Annotated in this window: 17 protein-coding genes; 7 read left to right on the top strand and 10 right to left on the bottom strand. The window is 41.8% G+C overall.

The genetic code is table 11. The annotated features are described in order from the left end of the window. Positions 1-165: 165 nt before the first annotated feature. From N5852_RS12820 to mtgA, 4 genes are all read right to left on the bottom strand, one after another. The gene (locus tag N5852_RS12820) at positions 166-561 is read right to left on the bottom strand and encodes an Hsp15 family ribosome-associated heat shock protein (RefSeq protein WP_262098154.1); all 396 of its coding nucleotides are present in this window, start codon (positions 559-561) and stop codon (positions 166-168) included. Beyond that, on the bottom strand, positions 558-3,563 hold the full coding sequence (locus N5852_RS12825; protein ID WP_262098155.1) for a helicase-related protein: 3,006 nt from the start codon (positions 3,561-3,563) through the stop codon (positions 558-560). Before N5852_RS12825 ends, N5852_RS12820 begins: the two co-directional genes overlap by 4 nt. Positions 3,564-3,893: 330 nt before the next feature. Continuing rightward, complete coding sequence (gene rpmF / locus N5852_RS12830; RefSeq protein WP_182417812.1) at positions 3,894-4,073, bottom strand: 50S ribosomal protein L32; 180 nt, start codon at positions 4,071-4,073, stop codon at positions 3,894-3,896. A 185-nt stretch (positions 4,074-4,258) separates the two neighbouring features. Further along, a complete protein-coding gene (gene mtgA, locus N5852_RS12835; RefSeq protein WP_262098156.1) occupies positions 4,259-4,936 on the bottom strand; it encodes a monofunctional biosynthetic peptidoglycan transglycosylase in 678 nt (225 codons plus the stop codon). 358 nt (positions 4,937-5,294) lie between these two features. Between mtgA and N5852_RS12840 the strand changes: the two genes are divergently transcribed. Both N5852_RS12840 and N5852_RS12845 read left to right on the top strand, forming a co-directional pair. Beyond that, the gene (locus tag N5852_RS12840) at positions 5,295-6,206 is read left to right on the top strand and encodes a polyprenyl synthetase family protein (protein WP_410004218.1); all 912 of its coding nucleotides are present in this window, start codon (positions 5,295-5,297) and stop codon (positions 6,204-6,206) included. Positions 6,207-6,259: 53 nt separating this feature from the next. Then, positions 6,260-7,459: an FAD-dependent oxidoreductase gene (locus tag N5852_RS12845; protein ID WP_262098157.1), complete on the top strand. Its 1,200-nt coding sequence runs from the start codon at positions 6,260-6,262 to the stop codon at positions 7,457-7,459. A gap of 96 nt (positions 7,460-7,555) precedes the next feature. On the opposite strand, the gene N5852_RS12850 is transcribed toward N5852_RS12845, so the two are convergent. Then, a complete protein-coding gene (locus N5852_RS12850; protein ID WP_262098158.1) occupies positions 7,556-9,604 on the bottom strand; it encodes a M3 family metallopeptidase in 2,049 nt (682 codons plus the stop codon). A 338-nt stretch (positions 9,605-9,942) separates the two neighbouring features. Between N5852_RS12850 and mgtE the strand changes: the two genes are divergently transcribed. The 4 genes from mgtE to N5852_RS12870 all read left to right on the top strand — a co-directional run bounded on the left by mgtE (position 9,943) and on the right by N5852_RS12870 (position 18,909). After that, complete coding sequence (mgtE, locus tag N5852_RS12855) at positions 9,943-11,322, top strand: magnesium transporter (protein ID WP_262098159.1); 1,380 nt, start codon at positions 9,943-9,945, stop codon at positions 11,320-11,322. A 200-nt stretch (positions 11,323-11,522) separates the two neighbouring features. Next, on the top strand, positions 11,523-12,956 hold the full coding sequence (locus N5852_RS12860) for an RtcB family protein (protein ID WP_262098160.1): 1,434 nt from the start codon (positions 11,523-11,525) through the stop codon (positions 12,954-12,956). A 530-nt stretch (positions 12,957-13,486) separates the two neighbouring features. Next, complete coding sequence (locus N5852_RS12865; RefSeq protein ID WP_262098161.1) at positions 13,487-14,914, top strand: aldehyde dehydrogenase family protein; 1,428 nt, start codon at positions 13,487-13,489, stop codon at positions 14,912-14,914. Between the two features lie 569 nt (positions 14,915-15,483). Then, positions 15,484-18,909, top strand: a complete 3,426-nt coding sequence (locus N5852_RS12870) for an autotransporter outer membrane beta-barrel domain-containing protein (RefSeq protein ID WP_262098162.1) — start codon at positions 15,484-15,486, stop codon at positions 18,907-18,909. A gap of 266 nt (positions 18,910-19,175) precedes the next feature. On the opposite strand, the gene N5852_RS12875 is transcribed toward N5852_RS12870, so the two are convergent. The 5 genes from N5852_RS12875 to N5852_RS12895 all read right to left on the bottom strand — a co-directional run bounded on the left by N5852_RS12875 (position 19,176) and on the right by N5852_RS12895 (position 23,155). Further along, a complete protein-coding gene (locus N5852_RS12875; protein WP_262098163.1) occupies positions 19,176-19,634 on the bottom strand; it encodes a hypothetical protein in 459 nt (152 codons plus the stop codon). An 82-nt stretch (positions 19,635-19,716) separates the two neighbouring features. After that, positions 19,717-20,136 carry a hypothetical protein gene (locus N5852_RS12880; protein ID WP_262098164.1) on the bottom strand — a complete coding sequence of 140 codons (420 nt, stop codon included), beginning with the start codon at positions 20,134-20,136 and terminating at the stop codon, positions 19,717-19,719. Between the two features lie 213 nt (positions 20,137-20,349). Further along, the gene (locus tag N5852_RS12885) at positions 20,350-21,690 is read right to left on the bottom strand and encodes an ATP-binding protein (RefSeq protein ID WP_262098165.1); all 1,341 of its coding nucleotides are present in this window, start codon (positions 21,688-21,690) and stop codon (positions 20,350-20,352) included. Positions 21,691-21,702: 12 nt separating this feature from the next. Next, positions 21,703-22,410, bottom strand: coding sequence for a response regulator (locus N5852_RS12890; RefSeq protein WP_262098166.1), 708 nt, complete (start codon positions 22,408-22,410; stop codon positions 21,703-21,705). A 244-nt stretch (positions 22,411-22,654) separates the two neighbouring features. Continuing rightward, on the bottom strand, positions 22,655-23,155 hold the full coding sequence (locus N5852_RS12895; RefSeq protein ID WP_262098167.1) for a MarR family winged helix-turn-helix transcriptional regulator: 501 nt from the start codon (positions 23,153-23,155) through the stop codon (positions 22,655-22,657). A gap of 109 nt (positions 23,156-23,264) precedes the next feature. On the opposite strand from N5852_RS12895, the gene N5852_RS12900 reads away from it, so the two are divergent. Next, the gene (locus N5852_RS12900) at positions 23,265-23,915 is read left to right on the top strand and encodes an MBL fold metallo-hydrolase (RefSeq protein ID WP_262098168.1); all 651 of its coding nucleotides are present in this window, start codon (positions 23,265-23,267) and stop codon (positions 23,913-23,915) included. The last annotated feature ends 11 nt before the right edge of the window (positions 23,916-23,926 follow it).

The following is a 23,926-nucleotide window of genomic DNA, read 5'->3' on the forward strand; positions in this document are numbered from 1 at the left end:
GCAAATTCTAAATTAGACGCATTTATGTCTTGAATGATTGAAAGCCAGCACTTTGTACCAATTGCTTTTAATCTTCTTTATAAAATCTATATGTTCCTAAAACGAAACGCTTTTGAGAAAAAATTGCCCAAATTTGCTATTTTTATGTCTTCTTGAAAAATTGGTTTAATGTTCAAACTTGTTTTGCAAATTATCAAGCTGGCGGCGATCGCGCTTGGTTGGGCGCGGCCCTGTTTGGGTTTGCGCTTCCAATGCTTGGCGGGCTAACTTTTCTTCCATAGTTTCAACTGGCGTTAAATCTTGATATAATTTTTGCGCTTCTACAGCCGGACCTCGACGCTCGCCAAGAGCAGTAATTTTAATTGTTTTTATTCTTTGATTATAGCTAATCGTCAAGACATCATCAGCTTTAACCAAATATGATGCCTTGTCGATTTTCTGTTTGTTTACTCGGATTTTACCGCTATTAGCAAGCTCCGCTGCCAGACTACGCGATTTTAATAAACGGCTGAAAAACAGCCATTTATCAATTCTCAACCTACCTGGCAGCTGCTCACTCATTTTTTTAACTGGTCACGCAATGCTGCTAATTTTGCAAAAGGTGAATCTGGATCCATGGCTTTTGCTGGCTCATTATTGCGAGCTTTGTTGAAATCTTTTGGCTTATTATTAGCGCGGCGTTCATTATTGTTGCGACGATCATGATTGCGACCGTCTTTATTAAACTCACGCTTTTCGCCAGATCTATCTTGATTTGATTTATCTTGGCGATTTCTATCATAACGTGGCTTATCAGAACGAGCCTGTTGCTCACCACTTGCTTCACCTGTAGCGGCTTGCGGCTTGCGGTCAAATTTCTTTTTACCATCATTGCGGTTATTGTTATCGCGCGGCTTGTGCGGACGATTTTCCTGACGGCCCTGATAGCGCCAAAGCAACATCATCTTGACATTTTCAACCGGCTTTTCTGCTTCGGTCTCTGCAACTTCAGCAGTTGTTTCAGCAACAACTGGTTGGCTTTCAAGATTTGCCCACATTGGGCCAACTGGTTCAGCATCTAATGCTAGCGCAGCGGCTACTGGCTCTGCACCTTCATTAAGCTTGGCTTCAACTTCTGCCACACTAATGGAGTGAGAACGATAGCCAAGATTTTTAAGTACATCTTCCATATCAGCATGGCTTGCACCCAAAATCGACATCATCGCAGGTGTTACAATGAATTGGCGGCCATCAAATGCGCCTTCTGGTCTTGGACCTGTGTCCTCACGCCAAGCTAAAGCAGGACGAATAAGATCAGCCAAACGCTCAAGGATATCAACGCGCACTGCACGCTTACCAAGAATACGATATCCAGCAAGACGATAAAACTCTGGGTTAAATTCGCCATTAACTTCAATAGAAGTACGACCAGCAGCCATGGTCTGGATAATATCGCCATAACCTGGTTGATCTTTAGCATCATTTTGCAAAGCCCAAAGCATCGTTATTGCTTGTGCTGGTGCTGGCTTTAAAAGCGCAGGAATAAAAATGTGATAGGCACCAAAACGCACACCAAGACGGCGAAGTGCAGCACGCGAATCTTGATCCAAGCTTTTTACATCATTAGCAATGTCGCGCCGTGGCAATACGCCAAGCTGCTCAACCAACTGGAAAGCAATACCGCGAGTGATACCAATTAAGGCATCAGCATTGATAAGATCGAAAAGTGGCTTTAATGCTGTTTCAAAATGGAAAGCAACAAAACGGGAAACGCGGTCATTGACCTTGTCACGCTGTGCACCCTGCAATTGCTCATCAGCCAGCAAAACAATGCGTGGCTTTAAAAATTCATCACCACTCACCAGAGTTGCAATCGGTTGACCAACCCAACGGACGATGCCGTCCGATGCCAGCGTCAAATCACCATTAGCACATGCACTAAGCCTTTCAGCCCGCGCATCATATTCAGGTGCTAATGCTTTTTGCGCTGCCGCTCTCACCGCTTTGGCATCACTGCCTTCGGCAGCTTTGTCCATGGTGAAACGGAAGCCTTCCAAATGTCCAACATGGTGACCTTCTACTAGAACATCACCGGTTTGCGAAATTTCGGCATCTATCATTGTATTCTCTCTCAGCCGTTTCATCAGAACGCTTGTTCTGCGGTCTACAAATCGTTTCGTCAACCTCTCATGCAGCGCATCAGACAATTTATCTTCAATTTCCCGCGTTTTTTCTTGCCAATGTTGCGGATCTGCCAACCATTTAGGTCGATGAGAGACATAAGTCCAGGTCCGAATCTGCGCAATGCGGTGTGATAAAGTATCAATATCGCCATCTGTACGATTAGCAAGTGCTACCTGAGATGCAACATAATTTTCATCAACTACACCAAATTCTACCACATCACGGAACAATGTGGCAATAATGTCGGCATGTTGGGCGGGGGCAATCTTTCGATAGTCGGGAAGCGCGCAGATATCCCATAGCAATTTGACTTCATCACTACCCTTTATACGACGGATAATCGATTCGTCTTGGGCCAAATAGCTAAGCGCACGAGCATCAACGGCTGGCATTGCCTTAACCAGACCGTCAATTGGGGATGGAGTATCAAGGGAGCGAATTAAATTTCCAATTGAGCTAAAATCCATATTGGCAGTACGCCATTGCATGACTTTAACAGGATCAAAATAGCTACCTTCAATTTTTTCAATGAGTTCTGCTTCAAGCGGAGCAACTCGTCCAGTAACGCCAAAAGTGCCATCCCGTAAATGACGACCTGCACGCCCTGCAATTTGCGCAAGTTCGCTTGGATTTAAATCACGATATTGAAAACCGTCAAATTTTCGAGTTTGAGCAAAAGCCACATGATCGACATCAAGATTAAGCCCCATGCCAATCGCATCAGTTGCAACCAAATAATCTACATCGCCAGATTGGTAAAGCTCTACCTGTGCATTGCGCGTGCGCGGCGACAAAGCACCCATAACAACCGCAGCTCCGCCTCTTTGCCGGCGAATAAATTCTGCAATAGCATAGACTTCATCGGCAGTAAAAGCCACGATGGCAGAACGTCTTGGCAGCCGTGCAATTTTTTTTGAGCCACTATAGGTTAGTTGCGACAGCCTTGGCCGCGATGCCACGCTAAGCCCGCGCAAAAGCTTTTCCAAAACACCACGCATGGTTAAGGCGCCAAGAAGCAAAGTTTCTTGGCGTCCACGTAAGTGCAAAATTCTATCGGTAAAAATATGGCCGCGCTCTAAATCATTGGCAAGCTGCACTTCATCAATTGCAACGAACGCAGCATTGGTCTCGCGCGGCATTGCTTCCACCGTGCATACAGAATAGCGGGCTTTAGGTGGTTGGATTTTTTCTTCACCAGTTACCAGTGAAACCTTGTCTGCACCAATTTTCTCGCAAATGCGCGTATAGACCTCACGCGCCAACAATCGTAACGGCAAACCAATAATGCCGCTATCATGCGCCAACATCCGCTCTATCGCAAGATGCGTCTTTCCTGTATTGGTTGGCCCCAACACTGCCATGACATTACGGCCAGAAAAAACAAGGGGGGTATTCCCCATTGGCAACTCCAATTTTTGAAAAGGCCGTTAAGTCAATGACTTGCGGCCTTATCGCGCTTTTTAAAACTATATTTGCATTTTATCAACACAAGGGTTTTTCAGCACTATCCTAATTATAATTATTAGACATTTTAATGTTTCATTTATGTTAAAACATTTAAAATTCAATATCTTTTAAATCAAATACTTAACTGAAACATGAAACAATAAAAAAACCGACTTATCGTCGGTTTTTTTTTAATTCTATCAGTCAACTCAAAATGAACCTGCTTACTTAGCTTAAATCTAAACTGTAAAGAGAATCAATTCTAATGAAAACCCAATAAAGAATTAAGCCTTAGGTGTAAGAACTTGACGACCGCGATACATACCAGTCTTAAGATCGATATGATGTGGACGACGTAATTCACCTGAAGTCTTATCTTCAATATAAGTAGGTGTCTTGAGGGCATCAGCTGAACGGCGCATACCGCGCTTTGAAGGTGATGTTTTTCTTTTAGGTACTGCCATGGATCTATGCTCCGAATTCGTTCAAACACATTGAAGCGTGGCCATGAAAGCCTGACTCGCCCAATATAATTCACAAAGTTTGGGACGCTATACACTGATTAAAGCAATTTGACCAGCCAAAAGGTGTATTTTTTTAAAAAACTCCCAATAAAACACCTATTTTTTTGTAAAATAGCGATTATATTTTAATTTACACAAGCAATATAAGCACCAGAATTGCGCGCACGCGATTCAAAAACCCGTGCCAATTGGCTCATACCCGGACCTGGCTTTGCAGGATTGCGTGTATGGGGATTGGGTAATGCCGCCGCCAGCAAAGCTCCTTGCCTTGGCGTTAAATTGCTAGATGAACGATTAAAATAATGGCGTGATGCAGCCTCTGCGCCATAAATTCCAGGCCCCCATTCAGCAATATTTAAATAAATTTCCATAGTACGCTGTTTTGTCAGTAAAATATTAGCGCCAAGGGCAATGGGGATCTCAATCGCTTTGCGCAAATAGGAACGATCTTGCCAAAGAAAAAGGTTTTTTACCATTTGCATAGTAATGGTGGAAGCACCACGATTTGGCCCACCATCATTATCCAAAACATCGCCCAAAGCATCCCAATCAACGCCGTTATGACTGCAAAATTTTCCATCTTCAGCCATCATTACCGCATTTACCAAATTAGGTGAAATAGCTGAGATTGGAACCCATTGGCGATCATAGCCACGCAATAAAACAACATCACGTAGCATTAAAGTAGAAATTGGCTTGATAAAGGGTAAATTATAAAAGAGAAGCAAGACAAAAGGCAAGAGCAGTAAGAGAATCAGGCCAAGGACAATCTTTTTAAAAAAAGTTTTCTTAGATTTCCCCATGCTCCTTATCTCATCCTTATCAAGCAACAATGAAAAATTCCTTTTATTTGCAATGATCTTGGCAATACTGCTTGATTTTAAGGGGTTTATCTGGCGGCTGCAAGGCCATGACCGCTTTGGCTTACTAGGCCCCATGCTTGTTCAAACACGATAGATTCACCTTTTATCAATTACTCATTCGCTTATGTTCTTTTACCTAAATGACCACCTACTGCAAAGATATTTTTTAATCTTAACAGCTATCAAAAGGAAATGGCGATTTGCAAATTTAACTGCGAACTTATTTATAGTATTTTTTAAATTTTCTAGTATTAATAAATTGGCCTTTATACCACCTTTTCAAATATAATGTGAGACAATGGATAGTAAAAACAATTTTGAAGCTCTCTTGCTCGGTCATGCAAAGCGTGTTGAAACTCTCATAGGCCAGCTTTTAGCACCCTATCCACAAATGGGCGAAATTGATCGCCCACAAAAATTGCTGGATGCAATGCGTCATGGTGTTTTGAATGGCGGCAAGCGTTTGCGTCCGTTCTTGATTCTTGAAACGGCTTCATTATTCAATGTTAAAACCGATGCGCCATTACGTGTTGCAGCAAGCCTTGAAGCAATTCATAGCTACTCGCTTATCCATGATGATTTACCCTCTATGGATAATGACGATCTAAGACGCGGCAAACCAACCGTTCATAAAGCTTTTGATGAAGCAACGGCAATTTTAGCTGGTGATGCTTTATTGACCCTTGCATTTGATATTATTGCGGCTGAAGAAACCGAATTAAAGGCAGAAGCACGCTTGTCGCTCATTCGACATTTATCAAGAGCTGCTGGCTTGGGCGGTATGGTTGGCGGCCAAATTCTTGATATTGAAGCAGAAACCAAAAAACCAGATGAAGCTGGTATTATCATGCTGCAAGCCATGAAAACCGGGGCGCTTATTCGCTATGCTTGTGAAGCTGGAGCAATTATTGGCAATGCAACAAGCGATGATCGCGCCAGACTTGCCGAGTTTGGTTCGGCTATCGGCCTTGCTTTCCAGCTTGCTGATGACTTGCTTGACGTAACAGCTGATACCAAAACACTTGGAAAAACTGCTGGCAAAGATAGCCATGTCGGCAAAGGCACATTGGTGGCATTGCATGGCATTGACTGGGCAAAGCAACAACTTGACGGCTTAATTAGCCAAGCTGAAGAACTGCTTGCACCTTTTGGTAACAAAGCTGATAATTTACGCAATTGCGCTTATTTTATTGCTCATCGCGATCATTAAGCAAGGTCAAAAAGCTATAAAACGTGGTGTAATACCTTTCTCGCGGGGAGAAAATGATGGATATAGCAATTGCTGGCATGGGTATGGGCGGGCTTTGTCTTGCATCTTTTTTACGCCAAGAAGGGCATAATGTCACCCTATTTGATCAGATGCAAAAAGCAGGGCCAGTTGGCTCTGGCTTTGTGCTACAACCAACGGGTCTTATTGTTCTTGATAAATTAGGGCTGCGCCAACGGGCGGAGGCACGCGGCCAACGCATTGACCGCATGCTTGGTAAACTGAGCAAGGATGATAAGGTTGTTTTAGACGTTGGCTATAACAAGGATGATTACGGCGTTGCCATTATTCGCTGGTCGCTTTTTGACCTTCTTTATGAGCATGCGGTTGAACTTGGTGCGCAAGTTGAGGTGCAACATCGGATAATTGGCGTCGATAACGGCCCAAAGCCGCAATTTATTTTTGAAAATGGTACGAAAAGTGCAAATTTTGACTTGCTCATTGATGCAATGGGGGCCCGCTCACCGCTGCGCGCGACAAAGGGTAAAGAGCTTGATTATGGTGCCGTTTGGGTGAACTTGCCTTGGCATGATAATATTGGTTTTGAACCAACCACCTTAGAGCAGCGCTATCACAAAGCCTCAACAATGATTGGCGTCTTGCCGCTTGGCAAGGGTAATCTAAAAGCGCAAGCGATGACGACATTTTTCTGGTCGCTACGCCATCAAGACCATGCAAAGTGGCAAGCGGATGGCATTGACGCATGGGTTGAGAAAATAGCGCGCTTTTGGCCGCAAACCATGCCGTTAATTGAAAATATGGCTGATTACCGCGATCAGATTGTTTATGCCAATTATCGTCACCATACCCATATATCGCCAGCAGAAGGTAACCTTGTTCGCCTAGGAGATGCTTGGCACGCCACCAGCCCACAACTTGGCCAAGGAGCGAATATGGCATTTTTAGATGCGCTTGCTTTTATTGAGGCCGCAAAACAAAACAAGGAACGCGCGGACATCATTGCCGATTATGCTAAAAGACGGCGTATCCATATTTTATTTTATCAATTTTTAAGTTGTTGTTTAACGCCGTTTTATCAATCAGATAATGCTATTTTACCTTTTTTGCGAGATTACCTCATTGCGCCAACGCTGCGCCGTCGAGGGCTCGTTCACGCCATGGTCGCTTCAATGGTCACTGGGCAATTCTTTAATCCTATAAAACGCGCTACAAAATCAAAGTCTATCTTGTCATAAAATGCATTTAGCTAAGTATTTTATTAGAGCATGTCTCGTTCAAATAACATATTTCCATGCTCTAATATTTATTTTAACAATGAGATGCGATGAGACTTATAAACCTCGATCGCGCATCATCGCATCGGGCGTTGGCATACGACCGCGAAATTCTTTATAAAGAGTTTCAGGATCTTTGCTACCGCCTGCCGAATAGATATATTTCTTTAAACGGGCAGCAAGCTCACTGTTAAACGCATCGCCTGTTTCTTCAAAAGCTTCAAAGGCATCAGCATCCAAAACTTCTGACCACATATAGGAATAATAGCCAGCACTATAGCCATCACCTGCAAAAATATGCGCAAAATGAGGTGGACGATGGCGCAGCCCAATAGCTTTTGGTTGCCCCGTGGCAATAAGTTGCTCTTGCTCAAATGCGGATGGGTCATTAACCTCGCCGCCCTTATGGAAAGCCATATCAATCAAGGCTGATGAAGTGTATTCCACGGTTTCAAAACCTGCATTGAAGGTGCGTGAAGCAAGCACTTTTTGCAATAATGCATCGGGGATGATTTCACCACTTTTATAATGGCGCGCAAATTTTTCTAGAACTTGCGGCACCGTCAACCAATGCTCATAAAGTTGTGAGGGCAACTCAACGAAATCACGCGATACTGATGTGCCAGAAACCGATGGCCAAGTAACATCTGACAAAAGCCCATGCAGCGCGTGACCAAATTCATGGAAAAGTGTGCGGGCATCATCTAAAGATAAAAGAGCTGTTTCACCTTCTGGTGGGCGAGCAAAGTTCATCACATTATAGATAATTGGCTTTTCACCACCAGCTAGCTTATGCTGGGATTGTAAGGCGCTCATCCATGCGCCAGAACGCTTGCTGGGGCGCGCAAAATAATCACCAATGAAAAGACCTTTATCCATACCATTTTCATCGCGAACGATAAACAGCCTTGCGTCCTTATGCCAAAGCGGCACGCCTTTCTTTTCTTCAAATTGCAAACCAAAGAGGCGATTAGCTGTATAAAATGCAGCATTGATGATTTCATCAAGTTGCAAATAAGGTTTAAGTTCAGCCTCGTCAAAGGCAAATTTTTGTGCCTTTAACTGTTCAGCATAATAGCGCCAATCAGAAGCTTTGATTTCACCATTATCACCTTGCGATGCGGCTAAATCTTGCAACTCATCATATTCTTCTTCAGCCTTAGCTTTGGCTTTTTGCCAAACGGGCAATAAAAGATCCATGACATGTTGCGGCGTTTTTGCCATGGTATTATCCAGCTTATAATCAGCAAAGGATTGATAGCCTAGTAGTTTTGCCTTTACATCGCGTAGCTTTACCGTTTCGCAAATATTGGTGCGATTATCATGATCACCATTATTTTCACCGCGTTTTATCCAAGCGTCATGGGCTTTTTCGCGTAAATGACTAACTTTTGAAAAGGTTAAAAATGGATCGATAATAGCGCGGGATAAGGTAAGAGCATAGGCATTATCTTTACCGCGTTCTTTGGCAGCCTCGCGCATTGCAGCGCGTAAATCATCTGGTAGTCCAGCAAGATCTTTGTCACTTTCAAGGAAAAGCACCCATTCAGCTTCATCATGCAAAATGTTTTGGCCAAATTGTGCGCCAAGCATAGCAAGACGCTCGTTAATTTTAGCAAGATGTTTTTTGTCTTCACTGCCAAGGCGGGCGCCATTGCGTGTAAAGCCTTTCCAAGACTCTTCAATAACCCGTTTGGTTTCTTCGTCAAGGCCTAGATTTTCACGATTTTGATACAGATGGTCAATTTTTTTAAAAATGCGCTCATCCATTAAAATATGCGATGAAAAGCGCGATAATCTTGGAGCAAAGTCTTGCTCTAATGCACGGGTGACTTCATTAGAATGCGCGCCGGAACGCATCCAAAAAATAGAGGAAACGCGGTCAAGCATATCGCCAGATAGTTGAAAAGGAATGAGAAAATTTTCAACGGTTGCACCTTCGCTATTTTGGGCTAACGCCTCAATTTCCGCTTCAGCCGTTGTTAGGGCAAGGTCAAAAGCAGGTTTAAAATCATCATCACTAAAGCTTGAAAAATCAGGGAGGCCCTGAAAACCCTGCCATTGGCTAAGCGCTTTCACACCATGATCATTTAAATCTTTTGTCATTGTAATCGCTTTTCTATATTAATTATTTTGTGTTGGTTAATTTTATCAAAGATATGATTTTTATATCAAGTCCTATCGAATATAAGAAAAAAAACTATGATTAAAAGCATATATATCGACAAAACCCAAATTGTTGAAATCTTGCCGTCATTTTTTAGTGGGATTTTGATAAATACGGCTGTTTTCACCAAAGCTTTTATTGACTTGTAAAAAAAACACAGACAAACCATCAGATAAGCTATTCGATGAATTTGACGTTAATATATTGAAAAAGCGTGGAAAATATAAAAGACATTTAGTGATAATATTCATGCAGATTAAATGAGAGGTATATTTAAGTGACAGAGCCTACCGATAAAACCGATTCCATTGCCTCTCTCGCGCCTTGGGTTATTGCAACTGAGCTTGTACGGCTGCGTTATGCTGATGCAATTGATGTTATCAATAGTTTGGAAATAGATGAAGCGGTTGAGGTATTTATTCACTTACCGCTTGATTACGCTGTTGACCTTTTTGACATGCATGAATTGCAGCGCGCCAGTGAAATTATGGAAGCTCTGCCAACCAATTTAGCGGTTGATATTTTAGATGGCATGTCTGCTGATGAGGCGACTGACGTTTTCCAAGACATGGATGAAGAAGTCCGCAAACGGCTATTTTCCATGTTGGAGCCGGTCACGCGTCATGAGTTGAAAACGCTGACCCTATATCCAGAAAATACTGCTGGTGCTTTAATGACCACGGAATTTATTTCCGTTCCTGCCACTTGGACAGTAGAACGCAGTCTTAATTTTATCCGTGAAGTTGAACGCACCCGTGAAACAGTTTACACAACTTATGTTATCGATCCTGAAAGTGGTATTTTATTGCGCGATGTATCACTGCGTGATCTTGTTTTGGCACACCCATCAGAGTTAATCCTTGAGGCAGGCCGCCATCAGGAACCAGTTACCATTTCGCCATTAACCGAGCGCGATGATGTGGCAAGGCTTTTCCGCCGCTATGATTTATTGTCAGTACCGGTAGTTGACGATGAAAAACATGTTATTGGCATTGTCACCGTCGACGACGTTCTTGACGTAATGGTTGATGATATGAGCGAAGACGCCCAAAAATTTGGTGGTATGGAGGCAATTGATGAGCCTTACATGCAAACCAGCATTTGGGAAATGTTTAAAAAGCGTGGCGGTTGGTTAGCTATTTTGCTTATTGGTGAAATGTTTACGACGACCGCTTTGCAATTTTTCGACGATGAGTTTAAAAAAGCGTCTGTTCTTGTGTTTTTTATACCTTTGATTATCAGTTCTGGTGGTAATTCAGGTTCACAAGCAACCTCGCTTATTATTCGTGCCTTGGCTTTGCGTGAAGTCACCTTACGCGATTGGTGGAAAATTTTCTTTCGAGAACTGCCAACGGGCCTTATTTTGGGGGCGCTTTTGGGTGTTATTGGCTTGGTAAGAATTATTGTCTGGCAGTTTTCTGGTTTTTATGACTATGGTCCTCATTGGTTCTTGATTGCCGTAACTATCTTCTTTACGCTTATTGCTGTTGTTACTTTTGGTTCGCTTACCGGCTCGTTATTGCCGTTCTTGTTAAAGCGGGTTGGATTTGATCCGGCAAGTGCTTCTGCGCCACTCGTTGCCACCCTCGTCGATGTTTCTGGTATTGTAATTTATTTTTCCATTGCCGCGCTTATTTTAACAGGCACTTTATTGTAACTTTATCTTAAGAGAATAAAAACCGCTTCAATCAAAAGAGATTTCGACAATAGTTGCTTTGAAGCGGTTTATATTTTGCTTTTATTGGCTAATCATCATAATAAATTATACTTGTTTTTTAACAATAACAAGTATATAGACCTTATATTAACTCCGTATTGCTGCGGCTGCTGAACCTGCACAATCCATGGAGTTACATCATGTTATATGATAAACGCCCCTTAGACACGGGCGAACATATTTTTTCATCTATCCCCTACCAAGCAATTATTGCCCAAAATGAACCGCAAGGACATTATATGCGGGCGCTTAATGATTTACAGGGCGTTTTAGATAGCCAGCAATTAACAGACCGCAATAATGCTATTGCCAATATTGTGACGACACCAGATTTTCACGCTGGCAAGCCAGTGCCAGTTGGTGTTGTTATTGATACGCAACATGTCTTAATGCCGCATTTAATTGGCAATGATATTGGCTGCGGCATGCGCATGGTGGTCATTGATAATGTTTCACCCGACGAATTATCGCCGGAACTTGACGTGCATTTAAGACATATATTATTTCAAGGTGGTCGCAATATTGCTCTTAGTGGGCGCAATCGACAGGCTATTTTAAGACACAGTATTTTAGGGCTTTTGGATAGCTTTAAAGCCGGTCGGCAAGGCTTGCTGGCTGACATAAATATTGCTGCTGCTTGGCACGATGCCAATCATCAAGGTGATTATGGTCATTTTTCTGCGAATGCAATTATTGATGACTTTGCAGATTATGGCAAAGGCTTTGACGAGTTTCGCCATGATGCCATCTTAGGTACAATTGGTGGCGGCAATCATTTTGTCGAATTTGGGTTTGTGAGCAATATTGTTGATCGGCAATTTGCTCATGCTGCAGGCTTAAAGTCCAATAGTCTCGTGATTATTATTCATAGCGGCTCATTGGATTTTGGCCAAAGAGTTGGCAGCATCTTGCGCGATAAAATGCATAAAAACACCGTTCATAATAATGGCTTTAATGTTGAAGATAATAGCTCTTTGGTGCAATTTTGTATCAATGGTTATGCCAATGCCATCAATATTGCTTTTGCAAATCGCTTCTTGATTGGCCTATCAGCTATAAAAGCGCTGCAACGCGTTATAAAACGCGAGGTTGAGCATCATTTAGTTTATGATGTGGCCCATAATGGCATTTGGTATGAGGATGGTGTTTATCGCCATAGAAAAGGTGCCTGCCCTGCCCGTGGCGGTGATATTATGGCTGGTAGTGCTTATCATTGGCTGGGTGAACCAGTTATTTTACCCGGCTCAATGGGAGATGGTAGTTGGCTATTAAAAGGGCTAGGCAATAGGCAATGGTCACAATCATCAGCTCATGGTGCAGGCAGGCATTTATCGCGCAGTGAAGCAAGAAAAACTGCACCTTTAAATACAAAACTACGCGTTGTAACGCCGGTCGCTTATGCTACCACACATTTATGTGGGCGTATGGATATACAAAAGGAGCTACAAGACCGCTTGCGTGAAGAAGCACCTGCCGCTTACCGCCCAATTGAAGACGTTGTCGAGCCAATGGTGAAAGCAAAAATGGTAGAAAAAGTTGCCAAGATTAAGCCTATTTTGACTGTAAAGGGATAGGTTGGACTTGCTACAAATAGTGGCCAATTGGGTCCATTTTACCATAAAATGTTAAATGCCATTTGAATATCGAGACAAAAGTCCATATAATTTGATCAAATTATATGGACTTTTTATCAAATTATGCCATTTTACTATTTGTGAAAAGTTAAGTGATTCATTAAAATATAAGTGAGCATCTTGAAAGCATTGCTCAGACACTTTAGCTTTAACAAATGGCATCGGCTAGAAAATTGAAAGCTAATTGGTAAAAAGACTTGAAACAATGGACTTGCGCATTTCTTGTCATAAGTTTTAATGGAAATATTACGCTGTCAAATTTCGCCATCGAGTAACAATGATTATAAATCGGGAGTTGAAAAATTTTGCAATAAATTCTTCACCGATCGGCTTACAAACCAAAATGGGCAGTCGCATAATAGCTTTAAATCGTGCAATTTTTGCGTGTTAGAAAAATGGTAATTTGAGGGTTTCCCCCTTATTCCAATATTAATAGCAACACCTCAATCAACAAATTATGGGAGACAGAAATGATTGAAAAGCGCCAATTTTATATTGATGGCAAATGGGTTAATCCAATTCAAAATAATGACTTAAGCGTTATTGATCCAGCAACCGAAGAAGCCTATGCGGTTATTTCCATTGGCGGCATTGAGGATACCAATAATGCTGTAGCCGCCGCAAAGCGTGCATTTACATCTTGGTCGCAAACCACGCCTGAAGAGCGCCTTGCTTATGTGGAACGTATTTTGGCTGTTTACAATCGCCGCATAAAAGAAATGGCCGAAGCTATTAGCTTTGAAATGGGTGCGCCAAGCGATATGGCTTTATCACAACAAGCAGAAGCAGGAAAAAGTCATATTGAAGATTTCATTGCTGCTTTTAAAAAATTCAAATTTGTGCGCCCGCTTAATGAAGAAGGCGAAGGCGCGCTTGTTTATGATGCCATTGGTGTTGTTGGCTTGATTACGCCGTGGAACTGGCCAATGAACCAAGTCACCTTGAAAGTTATCCCTGCCCTTCTTGCTGGTTGTACCATGGTGCTAAAGCCATCAGAAATTGCACCAATGTCGTCATTGCTAATGGCGGAATTTATTGACGAAGCTGGCGTTCCTGCAGGTGTTTTCAATCTTGTCAATGGTGATGGTGCCGGTGTTGGCACTTGCCTTTCTGGTCACCCTGATGTGGAAATGATTAGCTTTACTGGTTCAACACGCGCAGGCAAGGCAATTTCTGAAAATGCCGCCAAATCTTTAAAGCGGGTTGCACTTGAGCTTGGTGGTAAAGGTGCTAATATCATCTTTGCTGATGCTGATGAAGATGCGGTTAAGCGCGGTATTTTACATTGCTTTAATAATAGCGGTCAAAGCTGCAATGCACCAACCCGTATGATGGTTGAACGCCCACTTTATGCAAAGGCCGTCGAATTTGCTAAAACCTTTGGTGCAAGCGTTAAAGTTGGCAATCCTAAAGAAGCTGGTAATCATATTGGCCCTGTTGTTTCTAAAGCACAATTTGATAAGATTGAAGACCTTATTCAAGTTGGCATAGATGAAGGAGCAACTTTGCTCTGCGGTGGTGTTGGTCGCCCTGATCATTTATCAAAAGGCTATTATGTACGCCCAACTATTTTTGCTGATGTACGTGATGATATGCGCATTTATCGCGAAGAGATTTTTGGTCCTGTTTTATCAATCATGCCTTTTGATAGTGAAGAAGAAGCAATACAACTTGCCAATGATACTGAATATGGTTTGACCAATTATATCCAATCACAAGACGCAGAAAAATGCCGCCGCGTTGCGCGCGTTTTACGCTCTGGCATGGTGGCAGTTAATGGTAAAGGTTTGCCACGCCAATGCTTCTTTGGCGGGGTTAAAAGTTCTGGTCGCGCAAGAGAAGGTGGAATTTGGGGGATTGAAGAATTCCTTGATAGCAAAGCCGTCTCACAGTGGTAATTTTATACATTGGTAGTTTTATAAAGCAAAAAGGCAGCGTCACCGCTGCCTTTTTTATGGGTTGTCGATTAAAAACCTTATTGCGGCAAAAGATTTTCGTCGCCTGCAATATTAGGGTCAAGCCGCTAATGCAAGCAAAGGCGGATCGGCTTTAAAATCGCCATAGGCTCTTATTTTTTAGCACCGAATTTTAAAAATATGTTTCTAGCAGGCTGGCTAAGTTTAAATTTGCCGGTCCAACAATCCATCATTTTTTTAAATCATCCAATTTTTGAGTTATCTTTCCTTTTAATCTATAGGAGACTGCTTTTCAGAAAACGCTTATTGGATCAATATTCGTAAAACTAAAAAGAGAATGGCATTTTTATAATTAACCTGCGATCGAACTATGCGATTTTAATAGAGTATATCCTCTATTTTTTAAATGACGTTACATAAAAATCCATTTAACTATATGAGGTTATACCATTTAGTAATTTTAAAGAGGCAATTTATACATATTTTTAATTGAAATACATGGCATGGAATGATAGTTAGCAATTTATAATTTAATTCTGAGGGATATTTTTATGGCTTTAGGTTTGCAATTTAAACGGTCAGTATCGGTTGTCGCATTAGCAACGGCGCTTGGAGCAACTGGGCTAATTTTACAATTAGTTTTAGCGCCAGCTATGGCAGCAGACATAGACTATGGTGGTGCTAATGATATCAGTTTATTGCAAATTGACCCAATGGGAAATGGGAATACTTACCAAAGCCTTTATCCAAATGCCAATGCAACACAATCTGCCAATAAAATAACAGTTACGGGAAACACATCAAGCGTAAATGCAGTGAATGGCAAAGATGTTTGGAATACAGATGCTACCGAGGGCAAAATTGTTGTAGCACCCTATGTGGTTTATGGCGGCATTAATATCGGTGCTAATGGTACAAGCGGTGATAATGCAAATGGAGCCGTAGGAGCCAATATTGCTGGCAGTGCTGTCATTGTGAAAAATGTTCAATATGACTGGACAGGGCATGTTGCACCCGATGGTATCAAAGGTAATAATAAATTTGGCGGTGGTATGGGGGCCTTTGGTGGCGGTAGCATATTGGGTGGTTTAAGTGTAGGTGGTCTTGGTGGGGAAGGTGGAACTGCTGGTAGTGGTGGAGCAGTTACAGATAACCAAGTTTCATTAACCAATGTATATATAAAAGGCTCCGATGCAGGAAATGGAGCTGGCGGTGGCGCTGGTGGGAACGGTGGCATTGGCGGTGGTTCTGTGTTTGGTGGCATAAGTATTTCTGGAGCTTCAGGTATTTCATTTCCTTTTTATAACCCAAACCCTCCAATAGCCGGCGGTGAGGTTATAGGCAATCAAATAAATTTGTCTAATGTTGTCTTAATTGGCGGTGCCGCTGGTAGCGCTGGAACAGTTGGTATCGGATCTGCGGGTGGCGCATTGGGTGGTATCGGTGGTGGCTCTGTGTTTGGTGGGCTTAGTTTTGCCGGGCTATCTGGAAAGGGGGGAGCGGTACAAGCTAATACTGTAGTGCTTAGTGATACACAAATGACGGGAGCAGTAGGTGGTGTTGGTGGCTATGGATTTGGCGGCGGTGGTCATGGTGGTATTGGCGGGGGGTCTGCTTTTGGTGGTGTAAGTATTGGTGGAGCAGGCACTAATTCCGGATATGGGGCTGGTGCTGGCGGTGACGTTGATGGAAATCTGATACGTCTTACCAGTGTTTCTTTGAATGGGGCTTTAGGTGGAGCTGGAAATTATGCTTCAGGTGGCGGCGGCGGTCATGGCGGCGCTGGTGGTGGCCTTGTTGTTGGTGGTGCAAGCTTTGGAGGCTCGGGTATTGGCGACGATATAGGCGGAGGTAAGGGGGGTGCGGTTACTGCAAACCAAATTGTATTGACTAATGTTACGCTGATTGGAGCCGCTGGTGGTGCTGGCTCTGATGCTACCGGCGGCGGTGGCCATGGTGGCATTGGTGGTGGCTCTGTCATTGGTGGATTAAGTGTTGGTGGTTCAGGTGGTTATAGTCCAGGTTTGGATGAAAATGGTACCGGCATAGGTGGCTTTGGCGGGCTTGTTAGCCAGAACGAGGTTATTGCAAAAGATGTAACCTTGATAGGGGCTAAAGGTGGTCTAGGTGGTGAAGGTGAAGGCGGCGGTCATGGTAGCCAAGGCCTTGAGGGTGGCTCAATCCTTGGTGGATTGAGTATTGGTGGTACCGGTGGGTATGGCAATGGTGGTAATGGCGGCGATGTTACCGGCAATAAGATTAATATTTCTGGCAAATCACTCATTTGGGGGAATGTCTATGGCGGTTATAGCATGGGAGGGGCAGCCGGCCAGATAGAAGACGGCGGTATTGGCGGTGCGACAATCAATAATATTGTTACCCTTGAAGGAACCGACATAAAGATCGGCAATCGTGATGAGAATAATAATCTTACATCTTACGGTGCAATTTATGGTGGTTATAGTCTCAATGGTGATGGCAGCGTTAATAGCGCTTTTGATAAGGTTGCCGCTGGGAATACGTTAAATCTTAATGGTTATCGCGGCACACTATCAGGTATTTATAATTTTGAGAATTATAATTGGTTATTGCCGAGCAATGTCTTTAACGGCGACACAATGGTTACTATTGCAGAAAATGGTACACCAGTTGACCTTACAAATACAAAACATAGTATCGCCATGTATAATGATGGTTCGCGTTTAAATGTTGGTGATCGGGTAAATTTGATTGATAAAACCCAAGGATCATGGACAGCTTCTGGTCTCTATACAATTCAGCAAGGCAGCTTTATCATTTATGAAGCAAGCTTAGCCCAACAAGCTGATGATAATCATGCACTTGTGCTGACCATTAATGATAAAGCAGATTCAGCTTCTGGCAATTCTGGTGGCAGTAGTTCTAACGCTAATAATAACGCTTGGGGAGGAACTACAAGCACAGGTCAGTCAGCTGCACGGCTTAATCCGCAGTCAAAATCCTATGCCGAAGGTCGCGCAGCTGCATTGGCATTTGCTAATCAAGGTAATGATCTAATAGGTTCAAGTATCAATATTATCCGCACACAGGCTTTTGCACAAGGATCAGAAACGAAAAATGCATTCGTACCTTTCATACTTATGAATGGTTCATCGCAGCGCTATGAAACTGGAAGCCATGTTGATATGAAGGGCTTTAATATGGCTCTTGGTTTAGCACTTGGCTTTGATTTTAATTGCGGCCATAAAGGAACAGTTGGTGCTTTCTTCGAATATGGTCGTGGCACCTATGATACTTATAATAACTTTACCAATTATACTTCTGTCTATGGCGATGGTAACACTAATTATAAGGGTGGCGGCATTTTCGGTCGTATTGATTTTGTTGGTACTGGTCTTAACAAAGTCAATAATATTGCGGCAGATCAAGCCGATGGGCTTTATGCTGAGGTATCATTGCGTGCTGGTCGCGCAACGAATAAGTTTGACGTGGGGCAAACCTTTGGCGGTCTTTCTTTCTTAAATGATAATTATAGCGGTTCTTATGAGAGCAACTCAACCTATTACGGCGGACACTTAGCTGGCGGTTATGTGTTTAATTTTGATGAAAAACAATCGCTTGATGTATATGGTCGCTATTTATGGACACATATGGATAGCGATACAGTGACAATTGGCTATGAGCGTTTGCATTTTGATAGCTCAACAAGTTCACGCCTGCAAATCGGTGGTCGCTATGGCTATAACTATAATGACCAGTTAAAACCTTATATTGGTGCAACTTATGAGCATGAATTTGAAGGCGATATATCTGCAAAAGCCTATGAGTTTAACCTTGAGAAACCTTCATTAAAGGGCGACAGCGGTATTTTTGAAGCAGGTTTCAATGTGCAGCCATTATCCACCAATAAATCATTGAGCATTGATGTTAATGGTCAGGGTTATGTCGGTGAGCGCCAAGGCGGCGGCGGCGGCGTAAAAGTAAAATATCAGTTCTAATTCTGTGCATATCTAACTTATCGTAAGAGCAAAATGTAATTTTGCTTCACTATTAAAAAGCCAGTACCAGCTTGTCTGAACTGGCTTTTTAAATGCGTAGAATAACGCCCTATCAAACGAGCCGCATGCACCGCGCCATATGCACCTAGCAATATTATAAAAGATAAACTAACACCCTTTTGCGCCAATACATGGTTGCAGCCGTTATTTTCTGCCTAAAATCATTTGCTCAACCAAAAGAGTTGACCCCGTCAAGTCCCCCCATGCTAATTAACAAATATTGCTTTTACATTTTTTGAAAAAAACAAGTAAAAAGCAATAACGCATACAAACATGAGATGCATTAATGCTTTAAAAAATTGCGGCGACAATGAACCACCATATATATCCAGACGTCCTAATGTCATCAATAAATAGAAAAATAAAAATATTATTTTCAATAGTAATAGGCAATTGAATATGTATGGAAAATAATATTTCTTTTTGAAAAACCCCAAAATGAGAACAGGTAATAAAATAATGACAAAAAGTGTATCTCTTGAAAAAGAATGGGCAATTGCCCTCGCACTTATTTCGTCACTTAAAAAGAAAAAAATTATTATAAAATGAATAATTAATGCAATGGCTTGATAGAATAAATAAGCAGCAATTAAATAAAGCATGGCGCCCATTTTAGGTGATGAAATGGATGGGCTGTTAGTTTTTATTTTATTGTTTTCATTCATAATTTTACCAACAGGTTAGAACAAAAATTTGCAATTTTTAAAAATATCTTACAAGAATACTATATTTAAAATATTAATACATTTATTTCACAAAAACACTTTTAATATTTTTTGAAAAAATAACATATATTAACATCAATACGTTTAAAACTATATATATTGTATTTAGTGGAATATTATTATTAATAAAAAATTCGATAAATGTGTTTGTAATCATTGCATTTAGGGGATTACAAATGTCGTATACTAATATTACTATTAAAAGATAAGGAAAATATCTTTTACGCCTAAAGAAAGCTATTACTGCAATGATCATAATTATTGTTGCAAATAAAAAATGCGTTAAAAACATCTCAACAGTGTCGGATATAGATTGAAAAATTGCGTAGAATTCTTTTAAAGTAATAACATCATCTATGATATAATATGTCATAAAAGCGCCAATTATATAAAGAGATATAGAGTTTTTGTGTGCATCAATAGTCACGTTATCTTCTGTCATACTTTATCGTCTTTCAGTATTCGACATGTATCACTTAGCGGTTTAAAGCAAAACCTAAAAATTCAACAATGTTGCTTGTTAAGTTGCACTGTCTTTTAGAGTAGTAGTCCTGTGCTTTTTGTCTTGTCTACTTGTCATTGATCTATAGGTAAGTTCTTAGGTTCCTATAGATCATTTTATAAAACGATATTTTTTTAATAAAGCAAATAAATATCATGCAGGCACTTCAATAATAACCCGTAAGCCGCCTTTTGTACTTTTATGTAAGGTGACATCACCGCCATGACTACGAGCAATGTCACGGGCAATGGAAAGACCAAGCCCTGTACCACTTGCATCTTGATTGCGTGCTTCATCAAGGCGGAAGAACGGCTTAAATACTTCCTCACGCATATTTTCAGGAATTCCTGGGCCATCATCATCGACACAAAGGGTTAATTTATGGTCGTCATGATGTATTACAACATCGACATTGCGTGCATAGCGAAAGCCGTTTGACACAAGATTAGCAATTAGTCGGGTAAAACCATTGGGGCGAACTTGAACTTCAGGGCTCCCATGAATTTCAAAGGTAAAACCACGTTCGCGTAATAGTGCTTCCTCGTTGAGCTTAGTCATGACATTTTCAAGATTGAGTGTGCCAACTTCTTCGCTGCCTTCGCCGCGTGCAAAAGCAAGATAGCCTTCAAGCATGTTTTGCATGTCATTCACATCATGCTCTAGCGGTTCAGTATCAATACCACCACCTGCTATGGCAAGTTGCAGTTTAAATCTTGTTAAAATGGTACGTAAATCATGGCTGACACCAGATAGCATGGTCGTACGCTGCTCAATTTGCCGCTCTATACGCTCCCTCATGCGCAAAAAGGCAACACCCGCACGCATCACTTCTTCAGCGCCGCGTGGCGAAAATCCTTCTGGCAAGGGGCGCCCCTTACCAAAACTATCTGCAGCTTCAGCCAATTGCTGGATTGGTTTAATTTGGCTGCGTAAGAAATAAATTGCAATAATTAACAAAACAAGCGCTGTCACCACCATCCAACTTAGGAAAATACCGGTATTGGATGCATAGGTTTGGCTGCGGGTTGCAAATACCCGTAATACTTTATCATCAAGACGAATACGAATTTCCACAAGATCTGAATCGCCAACTGTATCAATCCAGAATTGCCGATTAATCTGCTTGGTGATTTCCTCACTCAAAAAATAATCCAAAATTGCAAAAAATGGCTTTGGACCGGGCGACGGCAGTGGATCGGGCGGCAAAATAGAAATATTTAAGCCCATTCTTTTCTGGGCTATGCGGATGATATTATCATAATCAGCATCCTGCGGATAGGTCTCAATGAGATCAATAATGGCAGCAATATCATGAACAACTGCCATGGACAAACGCTCAGTTACCATTTGCCAATGCCGTTCCATAAAGACATAGGCTATCACTGATTGCAACAAAACCATTGGTGCAATAATAATGATAAGGGAACGCGCATAAAGCCGTTTTGGCATGCTTTTAGCAATGAAACGGCTTAATTTAGTCCATGGTGCTTCCATTATATGCGCCTATTATTCAACCGCTAATTTATAGCCAATACCACGCACTGTTTGCAGCCAAACAGGATTTGCAGGATCATTTTCTACCTTACGGCGTAAACGATTGATCTGCACATCAATGGTGCGTTCACCCACTTCGCCTTCGCCGGCAGCCAATTCTTGGCGTGGAATGGTTTCACCAACGCGAGAGGCAAAAATTACCATAATTTCTTGCTCGCGGTCGGTAAGATGGATAATCTCCCCCGCTTTTTTCAACTCACGCCGCGGAATCGAAAATGTATAGGGGCCAAAAACAATTTGCTCTATGGTTGGTTGGCTTGTTGGATTGCCTCGGCGTAAAATAGCATTGATACGCAATAATAATTCACGCGGATCAAAGGGCTTAGGCAAATAATCATCAGCCCCTGCTTCAAGACCATCAATACGTGCATCCGTTTCTGCTAATGCAGTCAACATCAAAATTGGAACATCCTTAGTTTCACGCAAAGAACGCGTAAGCGAAATTCCAGTTTCTCCAGGCATCATCACGTCAACAATTAACAGATCAAAATCCAACCCTGCCAATTTTCGCCGTGCTTCATCTGCCAATGCAGCCATAGAAACACGAAAACCATTTTTCTGTAAAAACTGCGATAATAGACTGCGTATGCGTGTATCATCATCAACAACCAAAATATGGGGAGCATTATCGGCAATGCTGTAATCTTGCTTATCTGTCATCAACACATCCTACTTATGTGAATTTTAAAACATAATTATTATAAAGCCCTTTTGGCGTAATCTGCATAAATATCAGTTAAACCATCTAGCAGACTCGCACCTATTATAGGACAATAAGCTTAAGCAAAGTAAAACACTTCATTCACTTTTCATATCAATTGCAAAATCTTGTTGAAGAAAAATAGGACAAAGAATGTTGCATCTTAAAATCGCTATATGACTAGGCAAAAGTTGCTTTTAACAATTATTCTTTTTCCCGAGCCAGATTTTCAATATAAGTTGGCTCACGCCGATCATTATCAAGCATGCCAGCTAAAAATTTGCGCACAATGCTTGAATCTTCAAGGCCAGCTTGCCTTAACGCACGTTCAATACGCTGCGATTGCGGTTCTGACAGGCGCAATGATAAATCCCGCCCTTTTTGCGTTGGATACAATTCCCTTTGCCGGCGATCTTTAACGCCTGCTTCTTGCAAAATATACTCATCGTCAATTAATTGCTTTAATACGCGCCCTAGCGATTGCTTGGTGATGCCTAATACATCCAATAATTCAGCAACGGTAAGCCCCGGGCGACGACTAACAAAATATAAAACGCGGTGATGCGCACGCCCAAAACCCAACTCTAACAATAAACGGTCAGGATCTGCCGTAAAATCCTGATAGGCATAAAAGAGCAATTCTATAACCGCAATATGATCCGTTTCAGAAGCTTCGATGGCTTTTTTTACCGGCGATAAAGGCATGCAAAATCCATTTTGAATAAAACACAAAAATTTGCCATATCATAATGTATAAGAATATGGAATGATAGAATTATAGCATATAAAATAGACTAAAATAGGAATAAACGTCATGGGCATGCTAAAGGCACATATTATACCAGTTACAATAGCACAGCAAAATTGTACCATATTATTTGATGAAGATAGTAAAAAGGGTATTTTGCTCGATCCAGGCGGTGACCTTCCTTATATTATGCAAGCTATTGAGCAAGAGGGTATCAAAATTGAGGCAATCTGGCTAACTCATGGTCATTTTGATCATGTTGGTGCGGCAATGGATGCAAAAGAAGCGCTTGGCGTTGAAATTATTGGGCCACACAAAGATGATAAATTTTTACTTGGCATGGTTGAAGAAACGGCCAAGGCCTACAACATCACCGATAAAATGCGCAATTGTACCACCGATCGTTGGCTTGAAGAGGGAGATGAGCTTGATTGTGCCGGTCATAAATTTAAAGTGTATCATACACCTGGCCATGCCCCTGGTCATGTCATTTTCTTTAACGAAGAATTGCGCTTTGCTTTGATGGGCGATGTTTTGTTTCATGACTCAATCGGGCGTACTGATTTACCACGCGGGAACCACCAGCAATTACTGGACACAATCAAAAACAAAGTCTTGCCCTTGGGCGATGATGTTGGATTTTTATGTGGTCATGGTCCAGGCAGCACTATTGGCAATGAAAAACGCAGCAACCCATTTGTTGCACCAATTGCATAAAATCGTTCTTA

It is taken from the genome of Bartonella sp. HY328 (genome assembly GCF_025449335.1).
Taxonomy (GTDB): Bacteria; Pseudomonadota; Alphaproteobacteria; order Rhizobiales; family Rhizobiaceae; genus HY038.

Coding starts and splice junctions, on each gene's coding strand:
- N5852_RS12820 (WP_262098154.1), bottom strand. CDS start 561: ATGAGTGAGCAGCTGCCAGGTAGGTTGAGAATTGATAAATGGCTGTTT.
- N5852_RS12825 (WP_262098155.1), bottom strand. CDS start 3,563: ATGGGGAATACCCCCCTTGTTTTTTCTGGCCGTAATGTCATGGCAGTG.
- rpmF (WP_182417812.1), bottom strand. CDS start 4,073: ATGGCAGTACCTAAAAGAAAAACATCACCTTCAAAGCGCGGTATGCGC.
- mtgA (WP_262098156.1), bottom strand. CDS start 4,936: ATGGGGAAATCTAAGAAAACTTTTTTTAAAAAGATTGTCCTTGGCCTG.
- N5852_RS12840 (WP_410004218.1), top strand. CDS start 5,295: ATGGATAGTAAAAACAATTTTGAAGCTCTCTTGCTCGGTCATGCAAAG.
- N5852_RS12845 (WP_262098157.1), top strand. CDS start 6,260: ATGATGGATATAGCAATTGCTGGCATGGGTATGGGCGGGCTTTGTCTT.
- N5852_RS12850 (WP_262098158.1), bottom strand. CDS start 9,604: ATGACAAAAGATTTAAATGATCATGGTGTGAAAGCGCTTAGCCAATGG.
- N5852_RS12860 (WP_262098160.1), top strand. CDS start 11,523: ATGTTATATGATAAACGCCCCTTAGACACGGGCGAACATATTTTTTCA.
- N5852_RS12865 (WP_262098161.1), top strand. CDS start 13,487: ATGATTGAAAAGCGCCAATTTTATATTGATGGCAAATGGGTTAATCCA.
- N5852_RS12870 (WP_262098162.1), top strand. CDS start 15,484: ATGGCTTTAGGTTTGCAATTTAAACGGTCAGTATCGGTTGTCGCATTA.
- N5852_RS12875 (WP_262098163.1), bottom strand. CDS start 19,634: ATGAATGAAAACAATAAAATAAAAACTAACAGCCCATCCATTTCATCA.
- N5852_RS12880 (WP_262098164.1), bottom strand. CDS start 20,136: ATGACAGAAGATAACGTGACTATTGATGCACACAAAAACTCTATATCT.
- N5852_RS12885 (WP_262098165.1), bottom strand. CDS start 21,690: ATGGAAGCACCATGGACTAAATTAAGCCGTTTCATTGCTAAAAGCATG.
- N5852_RS12890 (WP_262098166.1), bottom strand. CDS start 22,410: ATGACAGATAAGCAAGATTACAGCATTGCCGATAATGCTCCCCATATT.
- N5852_RS12895 (WP_262098167.1), bottom strand. CDS start 23,155: ATGCCTTTATCGCCGGTAAAAAAAGCCATCGAAGCTTCTGAAACGGAT.
- N5852_RS12900 (WP_262098168.1), top strand. CDS start 23,265: ATGGGCATGCTAAAGGCACATATTATACCAGTTACAATAGCACAGCAA.